Annotated in this window: 14 protein-coding genes; 10 read left to right on the top strand and 4 right to left on the bottom strand. The window is 71.9% G+C overall.

The features are described 5' to 3' along the window. The first annotated feature begins 22 nt into the window (after positions 1 to 22). Genes deoC through SAM23877_RS22455 form a run of 3 tightly spaced genes read left to right on the top strand, consistent with a single transcriptional unit; the run spans position 23 to position 3343 of the window. A complete protein-coding gene (deoC, locus tag SAM23877_RS22465; RefSeq protein WP_053136171.1) occupies positions 23 to 988 on the top strand; it encodes a deoxyribose-phosphate aldolase in 966 nt (321 codons plus the stop codon). 5 nt (positions 989 to 993) lie between these two features. Next, complete coding sequence (locus SAM23877_RS22460; RefSeq protein WP_053136168.1) at positions 994 to 2436, top strand: aldehyde dehydrogenase family protein; 1443 nt, start codon at positions 994 to 996, stop codon at positions 2434 to 2436. Then, positions 2429 to 3343, top strand: coding sequence for an aldehyde dehydrogenase family protein (locus SAM23877_RS22455; protein ID WP_053136165.1), 915 nt, complete (start codon positions 2429 to 2431; stop codon positions 3341 to 3343). The genes SAM23877_RS22460 and SAM23877_RS22455 overlap by 8 nt, the downstream gene beginning before the upstream one ends. Before the next feature lie 104 nt (positions 3344 to 3447). Here the strand turns inward: SAM23877_RS22455 and SAM23877_RS22450 are convergent, their stop codons facing one another. After that, positions 3448 to 3852: a hypothetical protein gene (locus SAM23877_RS22450; protein WP_053136162.1), complete on the bottom strand. Its 405-nt coding sequence runs from the start codon at positions 3850 to 3852 to the stop codon at positions 3448 to 3450. A gap of 192 nt (positions 3853 to 4044) precedes the next feature. Here SAM23877_RS22450 and SAM23877_RS22445 point away from each other — a divergent pair, with 192 nt between their 5' ends. Continuing rightward, positions 4045 to 4647 carry a nucleoside/nucleotide kinase family protein gene (locus tag SAM23877_RS22445; protein ID WP_053136159.1) on the top strand — a complete coding sequence of 201 codons (603 nt, stop codon included), beginning with the start codon at positions 4045 to 4047 and terminating at the stop codon, positions 4645 to 4647. Between the two features lie 218 nt (positions 4648 to 4865). Here the strand turns inward: SAM23877_RS22445 and SAM23877_RS22440 are convergent, their stop codons facing one another. Next, entirely contained in the window at positions 4866 to 5609 is a 744-nt protein-coding gene (locus tag SAM23877_RS22440; protein WP_053136157.1) for a SigE family RNA polymerase sigma factor, read from the bottom strand. Between the two features lie 270 nt (positions 5610 to 5879). On the opposite strand from SAM23877_RS22440, the gene afsQ1 reads away from it, so the two are divergent. The 5 genes from afsQ1 (at position 5880) to SAM23877_RS22415 (ending at position 9718) form a co-directional block, all read left to right on the top strand. Then, entirely contained in the window at positions 5880 to 6557 is a 678-nt protein-coding gene (gene afsQ1, locus SAM23877_RS22435; protein ID WP_053136154.1) for a two-component system response regulator AfsQ1, read from the top strand. After that, positions 6554 to 8137: a sensor histidine kinase gene (locus tag SAM23877_RS22430; protein ID WP_053136151.1), complete on the top strand. Its 1584-nt coding sequence runs from the start codon at positions 6554 to 6556 to the stop codon at positions 8135 to 8137. The genes afsQ1 and SAM23877_RS22430 overlap by 4 nt, the downstream gene beginning before the upstream one ends. Further along, entirely contained in the window at positions 8137 to 8748 is a 612-nt protein-coding gene (locus SAM23877_RS22425; protein WP_053136148.1) for a hypothetical protein, read from the top strand. Before SAM23877_RS22430 ends, SAM23877_RS22425 begins: the two co-directional genes overlap by 1 nt. Before the next feature lie 119 nt (positions 8749 to 8867). Beyond that, positions 8868 to 9419 (top strand): VanZ family protein, encoded by a 552-nt coding sequence (locus SAM23877_RS22420; RefSeq protein WP_053136145.1) that lies wholly within the window; start codon positions 8868 to 8870, stop codon positions 9417 to 9419. 95 nt (positions 9420 to 9514) lie between these two features. After that, on the top strand, positions 9515 to 9718 hold the full coding sequence (locus SAM23877_RS22415; protein WP_053136142.1) for a PspC domain-containing protein: 204 nt from the start codon (positions 9515 to 9517) through the stop codon (positions 9716 to 9718). 134 nt (positions 9719 to 9852) lie between these two features. On the opposite strand, the gene SAM23877_RS22410 is transcribed toward SAM23877_RS22415, so the two are convergent. Both SAM23877_RS22410 and SAM23877_RS22405 read right to left on the bottom strand, forming a co-directional pair. Continuing rightward, the gene (locus SAM23877_RS22410; protein ID WP_053136138.1) at positions 9853 to 10221 is read right to left on the bottom strand and encodes an ATP-binding protein; all 369 of its coding nucleotides are present in this window, start codon (positions 10219 to 10221) and stop codon (positions 9853 to 9855) included. A gap of 139 nt (positions 10222 to 10360) precedes the next feature. After that, entirely contained in the window at positions 10361 to 11530 is a 1170-nt protein-coding gene (locus tag SAM23877_RS22405; RefSeq protein WP_053136135.1) for an adenosine deaminase, read from the bottom strand. A 148-nt stretch (positions 11531 to 11678) separates the two neighbouring features. On the opposite strand from SAM23877_RS22405, the gene SAM23877_RS22400 reads away from it, so the two are divergent. Further along, positions 11679 to 12440, top strand: coding sequence for an alpha/beta fold hydrolase (locus SAM23877_RS22400; protein WP_053136132.1), 762 nt, complete (start codon positions 11679 to 11681; stop codon positions 12438 to 12440). The last annotated feature ends 23 nt before the right edge of the window (positions 12441 to 12463 follow it).

Here is a 12463-nt window from a genome sequence, read left to right as displayed (position 1 = left end):
TAGATATGCTCGGCTGGTGACCATGCCCACCACTGCATCCGCTGCACCCGCACACGGACTCGCCGACGTCACCGCGTCCGACAGCACGCTGCGCCGCTTCCTCCACGGGCTGCCCGGCGTCGACACGGTCGGCCTGGAGGCGCGCGCCGCCTCGCTCGGCACCCGTTCGATCAAGACCACCGCGAAGGCGTACGCCCTCGACCTCGCCATCTCGATGGTCGACCTGACGACGCTGGAAGGCGCGGACACCCCGGGCAAGGTCCGGGCGCTCGGCGCGAAGGCGGTCCGTCCCGACCCGACCGACCGCACGGCCCCGTCGACGGCGGCCGTCTGCGTCTATCCCGACATGGTGCCCGCCGCCAAGGAGGCCGTCGCCGGTTCGGGCGTCAAGGTCGCCTCGGTCGCCACCGCGTTCCCGGCGGGCCGCGCCTCGCTCGCGGTCAAGCTGGCCGACGTGCGCGAGGCCGTGGCGGCGGGCGCGGACGAGGTCGACATGGTCATCGACCGCGGGGCGTTCCTCGCGGGGCACTACATGAAGGTGTACGACGAGATCACCGCCGTACGGGAAGCCTGCGGCACGTCCGCCCGCCTGAAGGTCATCTTCGAGACCGGCGAGCTGTCGACGTACGACAACATCCGCCGTGCGAGCTGGCTCGGCATGCTGGCGGGCGCCGACTTCATCAAGACGTCCACCGGCAAGGTCGCGGTCAACGCGACCCCGGCCAACACCCTCCTCATGCTGGAGGCGGTGCGCGACTTCCGCGCGCAGACCGGCGTCCAGGTCGGCGTGAAGCCGGCCGGCGGCATCCGCACGGCCAAGGACGCGATCAAGTTCCTGGTGCTGGTCAACGAGACCGCGGGCGGGGACTGGCTGGACAACCACTGGTTCCGCTTCGGCGCCTCCTCGCTCCTGAACGACCTGCTGATGCAGCGTCAGAAGCTGGCCACCGGCCGCTACTCCGGCCCTGACTACGTGACGGTGGACTGATCACCATGGCACCCGCATCCGCATTCGAGTACGCACCGGCGCCCGAGTCCCGTTCGGTCGTCGACATCGCCGCCTCCTACGGCCTGTTCATCGACGGCGAGTTCACGGAGGCCGCCGAGGGCAAGGTCTTCAAGACGCTCTCGCCGTCCACCGAGGAGGTCCTCTCCGAGGTCGCCGAGGCCGGCGAGGCGGACGTCGACCGCGCCGTCAGGGCCGCCCGCAAGGCCTTCGAGAAGTGGTCGGCACTCCCCGGCTCCGAGCGCGCGAAGTACCTCTTCCGCATCGCCCGCATCATCCAGGAGCGCAGCCGCGAGCTCGCCGTCCTGGAGACCCTCGACAACGGCAAGCCGATCAAGGAGACCCGCGACGCGGACCTCCCCCTGGTCGCCGCGCACTTCTTCTACTACGCGGGCTGGGCCGACAAGCTCGACCACGCCGGCTACGGCGCGAACCCGCGCCCCCTGGGCGTCGCGGGCCAGGTCATCCCGTGGAACTTCCCGCTCCTGATGCTGGCGTGGAAGATCGCCCCGGCGCTCGCGACCGGCAACACGGTGGTGCTGAAGCCCGCCGAGACGACCCCGCTGTCCGCCCTGTTCTTCGCGGACATCTGCCGTCAGGCCGGCCTGCCCAGGGGTGTCGTCAACATCCTCACCGGCGACGGCCGCACCGGTGCCGCGCTGATCGCCCACCCCGACGTGAACAAGGTCGCCTTCACCGGCTCGACGGCCGTCGGCAAGCAGATCGCGCGCACGGTCGCGGGCACCCGCAAGAAGCTCACCCTGGAGCTGGGCGGCAAGGGCGCCAACATCGTCTTCGACGACGCCCCGATCGACCAGGCCGTCGAGGGCATCGTCAGCGGCATCTTCTTCAACCAGGGCCAGGTCTGCTGCGCGGGCTCGCGCCTGCTGGTCCAGGAGTCGATCCACGACGAGCTGCTGGACTCCCTCAAGCGCCGGCTGACCACCCTGCGCCTGGGCGACCCGCTGGACAAGAACACCGACATCGGCGCGATCAACTCGGCCGAGCAGCTGGCCCGGATCACCGCGCTGGCCGACCAGGGCGAGGCGGAGGGCGCCGAGCGCTGGTCCCCGGCCTGCGAACTGCCGAGCTCCGGCTACTGGTTCGCGCCGACGCTGTTCACGAACGTCACCCAGGCGCACACGGTGGCCCGGGACGAGATCTTCGGTCCCGTCCTGTCCGTCCTCACCTTCCGCACGCCCGACGAGGCCGTCGCCAAGGCCAACAACACCCCGTACGGCCTGTCCGCGGGCATCTGGACGGAGAAGGGCTCGCGCATCCTGGCGGTCGCCAACAAGCTCCGCGCGGGCGTGATCTGGTCCAACACGTTCAACAAGTTCGATCCGACCTCGCCGTTCGGCGGCTACAAGGAGTCGGGCTTCGGCCGCGAGGGCGGCCGCCACGGCCTGGAGGCGTACCTCGATGTCTGAGAAGACCGAAAAGACCGAACCGCGACTCTCGGTCTTCAAGACCTACAAGCTGTACGTGGGCGGCAAGTTCCCGCGTTCCGAGAGCGGCCGGGTGTACGAGGTGACAGACGCGAAGGGCAAGTGGCTGGCGAACGCCCCGCTCTCCTCCCGCAAGGACGCCCGCGACGCGGTGGTCGCCGCGCGCAAGGCGTTCGGCGGCTGGTCCGGCGCGACGGCCTACAACCGCGGCCAGATCCTCTACCGCGTCGCCGAGATGCTGGAGGGCCGCCGCGACCAGTACGTGGCGGAGGTGGCCGACGCCGAGGGCCTGTCGAAGTCCAAGGCCGCCGCCCAGGTCGACGCGGCGATCGACCGCTGGGTCTGGTACGCGGGCTGGACCGACAAGATCGCCCAGGTGGTCGGCGGCGGCAACCCGGTCGCGGGCCCCTTCTTCAACCTGTCCTCCCCGGAACCGACGGGCGTCGTCGCCGTCCTCGCCCCGCAGGAGTCGTCCTTCCTGGGCCTGGTCTCGGTCGTCGCCCCGGTGATCGCGACGGGCAACACCGCGGTCGTCGTGGCGTCGGAGAAGGCCCCGCTGCCCGCCCTCTCCCTGGGCGAGGTGCTGGCCACCTCCGACCTCCCCGGCGGCGTGGTCAACGTCCTGTCCGGCCGTACGGCGGAGATCGCGGCCCCCCTCGCCTCGCACCAGGACGTCAACGCGATCGACCTCGCGGGCGCCGACGAGACGCTGGCGAAGGAACTGGAGATCGCGGCGGCGGACAACCTGAAGCGCGTACTCCGTCCACAGCCTGTGGACGGAGCCGGCTGGTCCGCGACGCCGGGCACCGACCGCATGACGGCGTTCCTGGAGACCAAGACGGTCTGGCACCCGACGGGCGCGCTCGGCGCGTCCGGCTCGTCGTACTGAGGCACCGGAGGCCGCGCCGCACCACGGCGCACCCACCAGCGAGCCGCGTCTTCCCTCCGTCCGGGGAAGGCGCGGCTCTTCGCTCGCCGGGTGAGGGGCGGCCGTCAGCGCAGCAGCCGCGTCACCTCCCCCACCACCGGCACACCGCCCAGCGACTGCGCCTGCGCGACCGGACCGGTCAGCGCCGTCGAGGTGAGCGGCTGGAAGTCGGCGACCTTCGTGCCGACGCCGTTGTCCAGCGGGTCGACGCCGGTGCCGGCCAGCGGGTTGGGCTTGAGGTCCGCGACCGGGCCGGTGACGAAGCCGACCGTGCCGGTCACCGCCTGGAGGCCCGCCTGCGGGTCGATGTTCCCCAGTGAGGTCGGGCGGGTGTGCGCCAGGCCGCCGACCGCCTCACCGCCGTCCGCGGAGGCCGTCGCGGCACCCGCGGCCAGGGCCGCCCCGGCGGTCGCGAGGGCGATCAGGGCGCGCTGGGCGTGCGGGGTGCGGGGGGACGCGTGTCGGACCATCGCTGCTGCCACCTCTTGGTGTGGGTTGCTACGGACTACCGGGATAACAGTGCGGAGGGTGATCAGGTCACCGCGGACCGTGGCCGACGTGTGACGCGCGCTGCAAAGTCGACCCGCGGGGTCGTACGGAGGGTGACCGATGCCTCAGACTGGTGTCCCGTGAGCTCCCATCCGCCCATACCGACGCGAGTCGTGCTGCTCTGCGGCCCCTCCGGCTCCGGCAAGTCCCTCCTCGCCGCCCGCGCCGGCCTTCCGGTGCTGCGCCTCGACGACTTCTACAAGGAGGGCACCGACCCGACGCTGCCACTGGTGCCGCAGAGTTCCGACATCGACTGGGACCACCCCGGCTCGTGGGACGCGGACGCCGCCGTCGCGGCCATCACGGAACTGTGCCGCGCGGGCCGTACGCACGTGCCCGTCTACGACCTCTCGCTCAGTGCCCGCACCGGTGAGTCGGCGATCGACATCGGGCGGGCCCCGCTCTTCCTCGCGGAGGGCATCTTCGCCGCCGAACTCGTCTCGCGCTGCCGGGAGCTGGGCGTCCTGGCCGACGCCCTCTGCCTGAGCCGCGGGCCGCTGACCACCTTCCGCCGCCGCTTCCTGCGGGACCTGAGGGAGAGCCGCAAGTCCGTGCCCTTCCTGCTGCGTCGCGGCTGGCGGCTGATGCGGCAGGAGCGGTCGGTCATCGCCCGGCAGACGGCGCTGGGCGCCCACGCCTGCGACCGGGACGAGGCGATGGGCCGGCTGACGGCCGCGGCGGCGGGCCGGTGCCCGACGGTGCGTACGGCGGCGTAGCGGGCGTCGCTCACCCCCGCGCACGCGAGAGCGGGGCTGGACGGACCCCCCGGCCCTCCAGCCCCGCTCCCTTTCGCTCCCCCGTGTTACCCGTTCCCCCGTGTCCCCCCGTTGTTCCCCCGTGGTGCTTCCCCGTGAGTAAGAGCCCGGGCCTCTCCCCCTGATACACCCTGGCTCGTACTTTTTTTCGCGGGTTCCCCCCGGGTCCCCCCGGACCTTCAGGCGACCAGTTCGCCGAAGGCGTCCTCCCGGTCACGGCCGAAGCTGAGGACCTCGTCCTCGCGCAGCCGACGGAGCGACCGCCAGATGCTGGACTTCACCGTGCCGACGCTGATGCCGAGGATGTCCGCGATCTCCGGATCCGTGCGGCCCTCGTAGTAGCGGAGGACCAGCATCGTGCGCTGGAGTTCGGGCAGCCGGGCCAGCGCCTGCCACAGGACCGTGCGCAGTTCGGTGCCGCGCATCGCGTCCGTGTCGCCGGGCGTCTCCGGCAGTTCCTCGGTCGGGTACTCGTTGAGCTTGCGGCGCCGCCAGGCGCTGATGTGCAGGTTGGTCATGGTGCGGCGGAGGTATCCGCCGACCGCGGCCTTGTCGCTGATCCGCTCCCACGCCCGGTAGGTCGAGAACAGCGCGCTCTGGAGCAGGTCCTCGGCCTCGAAACGGTCACCGGTGAGGTGGTAGGCGGTGGCGTACAGGGAGGCGCGACGCTCCTGGACGTAGGCGGTGAACTCCGCCTCCGACAGGGAGCGGCGCTCCCCCTCTGCCTCCCCGTGCGCCGTCCCCCCGTGCGCCTCCCCCTGGCGCGCGTCGACCACCGCCATGTACGCGGTGTGCTGACGCCCGGTGCCGCGAGCGCACCCCCGTCCGCTCAGAGCACCGGACTTCTCGGAACCCCGGTGTGTGTGCACGTCGTGCAGACGCGTGACCACTGCGCTGGTGCTGGTGGCGTGCAGCGTGTTCATCTCGCGCCCCCCGTCGTGGACTTCCGGTGTTCGGTCTGCCGTACCGCGAGGTGCCGTACCGCGTTCCTGCTCCGTGGCCCCTCGCTGTGTTGCCTGTGACGAGAAGCCTGCCGCGGTGACTTCATGGCCGTGTCCGTCGACTGTCACAGACCTGTCACAGGGGTCCGTCACCGCTGCCGCACCGTTCCTTCACAGGGTCCGGCGGCGCGCTCCGCCCTCTTCGGGACCCACGGGTCGTACCCCACCCCCTCCATGGGCCAGAATGAGCCCGTGCCTTCCCTGTTGCTGATCGAGGACGACGACGCCATCCGTACGGCCCTGGAGCTCTCCCTGACCCGCCAGGGCCACCGGGTGGCCACCGCTGCCAGCGGTGAGGACGGTCTGAAGCTGCTGCGCGAGCAGCGGCCGGACCTGATCGTGCTGGACGTGATGCTGCCCGGCATCGACGGTTTCGAGGTGTGCCGGCGCATCCGGCGCACCGACCAGCTGCCGATCATCCTGCTGACCGCGCGCAACGACGACATCGACGTGGTCGTCGGTCTCGAGTCGGGCGCCGACGACTACGTCGTCAAACCCGTCCAGGGCCGGGTGCTGGACGCCCGTATCCGGGCCGTGCTGCGGCGCGGGGAGCGGGAGTCCAGCGATTCGGCGAGCTTCGGCGGCCTGGTCATCGACCGGTCCGCGATGACCGTGACCAAGAACGGCGAGGACCTCCAGCTCACGCCGACCGAGCTGCGGCTGCTCCTGGAGCTGAGCCGGCGGCCGGGGCAGGCGCTGTCCCGGCAGCAGCTGCTGCGGCTGGTGTGGGAGCACGACTACCTCGGCGACTCCCGGCTGGTGGACGCCTGTGTGCAGCGGCTGCGCGCCAAGGTCGAGGACGTGCCGTCGTCCCCGACGCTGATCCGCACCGTACGGGGTGTCGGCTACCGGCTGGACCCGCCTCAGTGACCCAGGAGCACCAGGGGGGTTCACGCGGCTGGACCGCGACTCGCAAGGGAGTCTGGTCCTGGCTGCGCTTCACCAGTCTGCGCCTGAGACTGGTCCTCGTCTTCGGGCTGGTCGCCCTCACCGCCGCCGTGTCGGCGTCCGGCATCGCGTACTGGCTGAACCGGGAGGCGGTGCTCACCCGCACCCAGGACGCCGTGCTGCGCGGCTTCGAGCAGGAGATGCAGAACCGGGCGGGCGCGCTGCCCGAGCACCCCGCGCAGGACGAGTTGCAGCACACCGCGGGGCAGATGGCCAACAGCAGCCAGCGGTTCAGCGTGCTGCTGGTCGCCGAGGACGCCACCGGCCGGACCGTGTACGGCAGTTCCGGCGGACTGGGCGGCTTCGCGCTCTCCGACGTGCCCGAGTCGCTGCGCACGGCGGTGAACAAGGAGCAGAAGGTCACCTCGGCCAACAAGCATCCCTACCACCTGTACTGGCAGCGGATCACCGACGGCGACACCCCGTATCTGGTGGCCGGCACGAAGGTGATCGGGGGCGGACCGACCGGCTACATGCTCAAGTCGCTGGAGCCGGAGGCCAAGGACCTGAACTCCCTGGCCTGGTCGCTGGGTATCGCCACCGCGCTCGCCCTGCTGGGATCGGCGCTGCTGGCGCAGGCCCTGGCGACGACCGTGCTGAAGCCGGTGCACCGGCTCGGGGTCGCGGCGCGGCGCCTCGGCGAGGGGAAGCTGGACACCCGCCTGCGCGTGTCCGGCACCGACGAACTGGCCGACCTGTCCCGGACGTTCAACAGCGCCGCCGAGGCGCTGGAGAAACGGGTCGCGGACATGGCCGGCCGGGAGCAGGCCTCCCGGCGTTTCGTGGCGGACATGAGCCATGAGCTGCGTACCCCGCTGACGGCGATCACCGCCGTCACCGAGGTGCTGGAGGAGGAGCTGGAGTTCGAGGGCGGCGGCTTCGACCCGATGATCGAGCCCGCCGTACGGCTGGTGGTCAGCGAGACGCGGCGGCTGAACGACCTGGTGGAGAACCTGATGGAGGTCACCCGCTTCGACGCGGGCACCGCCCGGCTGGTCCTCGACGACGTCGACGTCGCCGACCAGATCACCGCCTGCATCGACGCCCGCGCGTGGCTGGACGCCGTCGACCTGGACGCCGAACGCGGCATCCACGCCCGGCTGGACCCGCGCCGCCTGGACGTCATCCTGGCCAACCTGATCGGGAACGCGCTCAAGCACGGCGGTTCTCCGGTGCGGGTGACGGTGGCGCGGGCGGACGACGAGGTGGTCATCCGGGTGCGGGACCACGGGCCCGGCATCCCCGAGGACGTCCTGCCGCACGTCTTCGACCGCTTCTACAAGGCGAGCGCCTCCCGGCCGCGCTCCGAGGGCAGCGGGCTCGGCCTGTCCATCGCCCTGGAGAACGCGCACATCCACGGCGGTGGGATCACCGCCGAGAACTCCTCCGAGGGCGGCGCGGTGTTCACGCTGCGGCTGCCGCAGGACCCGCCGGCGGACGAGGACGCCGAGGACGGCGCGGGTGACGGGAGCAGGGGCAAGGACGCGAAGGGACAGGTCTGATGACCGTACGCCGCCTGTCGGCACTCCCCGGGCTGGCCGTGCTGGCCGTGCTGCTCGCCGGCTGCGGCATCCGCGCCACGGAGGTGCCCACGGACTACGGTCCCGCGCCGTCGCGGGTGCGGTGCTCGCTCGCCGAGCCGGACGGGTCGACGCGGGCGGCACCCGGTCTTCCGGTGCAGGTGTTCCTGCTGTGCGGCTCGTCGCTGGTGGCCGTGGACCGGACGGTCCCGGTACCGGACGGCGCGGCGGACTCCGGACGGCGGGTGCTGGTGGCCCAGGGGCTGCTCGACCAGCTCACGGCGCCGCCGTCGGCCGCGGAGAAGGAGGCGGGGTACAGCACCGACGTACGCCGCGGGACGACCGTCACCGGCCCGCGTCCCGGCGACCCCGAGGACACCCTGCGGCTGGGCACCGCCCCCGGCGACCTCACCTCGTACGCCCTCGCCCAGGTCGTGTGCACCTTCTCCGACTCGGCCGCCACCGAGGGCGACGGCTCCGTGATCCTGGCCGGCCCCACCGACGCGTCCGCGCGCCGCTACACCTGCACGGACGAGGTCCGCGCCCGCCCGGGCAGCAACGAACCGCCCTCCACCGAGGTCACCGACGGCTGACGGCGCGGGGGGTGCCGAAGAGGTGCGGTGGCCGCCCCGCGGGGGCCATGTGGCGCAAGCCTCACCCTCGTGCGGGAGACACCGGAACCGCGCGCGGCGGCCCCCGCGTCTTGGGGTGCGTGCAGCGTCTTGGGTTTCCCGGCGGCAGCGCCGCGCTCCGCATCCGTGTGACAGGAAGTGTCCTCCTCGTCGCACATCTCGCGTTCGTCGCCTGGTACACCCTGCGGCCGCTCGACGTCCCGTGGGTCCTGCCGCCCAATCTGCAACCGTTCACCTCGATCCGCGCCGACCTGGCGCTCGGCTGGCCCGCGGCGGCCCGGTCGCTCGGCGGGTCGCTCGCCCTGCTGGCGCCGCTGGGCGTCCTGCTGCCGATGGCCGGCGGCCGGCTGACCGTCTCGCCGCTGGCCTCCCTGCTGCGCACCATGGCCGCGGCGGCCCTGCTGTCACTGGGGATCGAGTTGTTGCAGACGGGGGTGCCCGGGCAGGTCGTCGACGTGGACTCGCTGCTGCTGAACACGGCGGGCGCTGCCTGCGCCCATCTGGCCCTGGTCCCCGTGGGCCGGGCCCGGCTCCGCCGCAGGTCCGAGGAGGGGCGGTGGGAGGACGTCCCCAGGGACGAGCCCGCTCAGGGTCGGACCCCGACGATTCCCAGGGTCGGTATCGCCCCGTAGAGCGACGCTTTGTTCCGTTCGTCTCCGTAGCGTGGAGGGCAGACGAGGGGGAAGCCGACCGGCAGACCCCGCCACCCGCTCACGAAGGAGCCGCGATGTCCCGCCTCGCCCGCCCCACCCATGGCCGCATGATCGGCGGAGTGTGCGCCGCGCTGGCCAGGCGCTTCGGCACCTCCACGACCACGATGCGGGTGATCTTCCTGGTCTCCTGCCTGCTGCCCGGCCCGCAGTTCCTGCTCTACCTCGCCCTGTGGCTCCTGCTGCCGTCCGAGGAGAAGGCCGCCCGTACCGCCTGGTGACGATCCGGACGGCCCCGCGGAGGCGGTGAGGCCGGCCCGGTGGACGCACCTCCCCTCCGGGTACGCCGACGGGGCGCACCCGAGGACACCGGGTGCGCCCCGTCGGCGCATGGGGAGGTGCGCGGCGGCGGGACTCAGCCGCCGAGCGGGAGGCCGTTGACCGGCAGGCCCTTGGTGGGCAGGCCCTTCGTCGGCAGACCACCGAGCAGGCCGGCCACCGGCTTGGTCGGACCGTTGGAGAGCTGCTCGTTGAGGACCTGCTCGACGACCGGCTGCGCGGCGGTCAGACCCGTACCGGAGACGTGGCGGCCCTGCTCCAGCGCGTTGCCCGCGCCGGGCACCACCTGGGAGAGGGTCTCCGCGGGGAGCGTCGCGGCGACGGAGTCCACCGTCTGGGCGGTGTCCGGGAGCTCGGGGGCCGCGGTGGCCGCACCGGCACCGGCGACGGCGAAGGCGGCACCGAGGGCGGCGACACCGAGGGTCTTGGCAGCAGACTGCTTCATGAAATGCGTCCTCGAAATGGGATGACGGGGATGTGAGCGGTCCTCGACCGTAAACACGCGACACCCCTCGCGGCAAACATCGAAATGCGGACGGATGGTGAAAGCCCGTCCGCATTCTTGTATTACCGTCGGCCGCCGCTCAGCCCTCATTCTCCGAAAAAGCGCTGGTGGAGGCCGTCTGCTGGAACAGCCATTCGGATTTCAGCTCCGCATATCCGGGCTTGATGACGTCATTGATCATGGCCAGTCGTTCATCGAAAGGAATGAACGCTGATTTCATCGCATTGACGGAGAACCACTGCATGTCGTCGAGCGTGTAACCGAACGCGTCGACAAGGTGCTCGAATTCCCGGCTCATGCTGGTGTGGGACATCAGCCGGTTGTCCGTGTTGACGGTGGCACGGAAGTGCAGCCGGCGCAGCAGCCCGATCGGGTGGTCCGCGTAGGAGTCGGCCGCGCCGGTCTGGAGGTTGGAACTGGGGCACAGTTCCAGGGGGATGCGCTTGTCCCGGACGTACGAGGCGAGGCGCCCGAGCTCGACCGTGCCGTCCTCGTGGACCTGGATGTCGTCGATGATGCGCACGCCGTGCCCGAGCCGGTCGGCGCCGCACCACTGCAGGGCCTGCCAGATGGACGGCAGACCGAAGGCCTCGCCGGCGTGGATGGTGAAGTGGTTGTTCTCCCGCTTCAGGTACTCGAAGGCGTCCAGGTGCCGGGTGGGCGGGTAACCGGCCTCGGCACCCGCGATGTCGAAGCCCACGACTCCGAGATCGCGGTAGCGGTTGGCGAGCTCGGCGATCTCCAGGGCGCGGGCGGCGTGCCGCATGGCGGTGAGCAGAGCGCCGACGCGGATGCGGTGGCCGTTGTCCCGTGCGCGCCGCTCGCCTTCCCGGAAGCCCTCGTTCACGGCCTCGACCACCTCTTCGAGCCCGAGCCCGCCCTCCAGGTGCTGCTCGGGGGCGTACCGCACCTCGGCGTAGACGACGCCGTCCTCGGCGAGGTCCTCGGCGCACTCGGCGGCGACCCGGACGAGGGCGTCGCGGGTCTGCATGACGCCGACGGTGTGGGAGAAGGTCTCCAGGTACCGCTCCAGCGATCCGGAGTCGGCGGCCTGCCGGAACCAGGCGCCGAGCCGGTCGGCGTCGGTCTCGGGGAGGGCGGAGTAACCGGTCGCCCGGGCGAGTTCGACGACCGTGGCGGGGCGCAGCCCGCCGTCGAGATGGTCGTGCAGCAGAACCTTCGGCGCCCGGCGGATCTGTTCCGGCGTCGGAGTCCTCGCGGTGGTCTTCGCGGTGCTCTGGCTCGTCATTTCCGCACTCTAACTCCTACGCGCGTAGAAGGACGGCCGGACGAGGACGCGCGCACGGGAAAGGCGGCCGGGTGTACGGATCCGTCGATATGTAACGGTGACTGCGAAGACGGGTGGCGTACACCCGGTCTTCTGAGAATGTTCTGTCATGGCACAGCAAGCGACGCCGGTCCGTCAGGCCCGGCTGGGGCGAACGCTCGGTCCGGAGGGGACGGCGGTCAGCGGGGTGGTGCTGCTGCTCCCCGCGGGCGACGAGGTGTCCAGCCGCAGGCCGTCCCCGCTGCTGGCGACCGCGTCCGTACGGGCGTTGGGGCGCCGACTCGCCCGCGCGGGGCGGGACGAGGGCCTGGCCACCCACGTCGTGCACTACCGGTGCCGCGGCTGGAACGGCGCCGAGGCCCACCTGGCCCGCGACGCCGACTGGGCCGCCGGCGAGGCCGTACGGCGCTACGGCGACGTCCCCGTCTGCCTGCTCGGCATCGGTATGGGCGGACGGGCCGCCCTGCGCGCGGCCGGGCACGAGGCCGTCAACTCGGCGCTGGCCATCGCCCCTTGGCTGCCGGACGAGGACATGGCCGCGCCACCCGAACCGGTGAAGCAGCTCGCCGGGCGCCAGGTGCTCATCGTGCACGGCACCAACGACGAGCGCAGCGACCCGGAGTTGTCGTTCCGGCTGGCCGCGCGCGCGAAGAAGGCCAATCGCGCGGTGTGCCGTTTCGAGGTGCACTCCGACGGTCACGGGCTGCGGCACTACCGGGACGAAGTAGCGGCGCTGGCCGAGGACTTCGTGATGGGCGTGCTGTTCGGGCAGTCGTTCTCCCGGCCGGTGGAGGACGCCCTGGCCGCTCCGCCGCCGCTGGGGCTGCGGATGCCGCTGGCGGTGGGGTTCGGGCAGTCGCTGCGGCGGTAGGCTCCGCCGCCCGTACCGCCGGC

This window comes from Streptomyces ambofaciens ATCC 23877 (assembly GCF_001267885.1).
Taxonomy (GTDB): domain Bacteria; phylum Actinomycetota; class Actinomycetes; order Streptomycetales; family Streptomycetaceae; genus Streptomyces; species Streptomyces ambofaciens.
The sequence above is the reverse complement of the archived record's forward strand: the minus strand, read 5'-3'. Positions and strand labels throughout refer to the sequence as shown.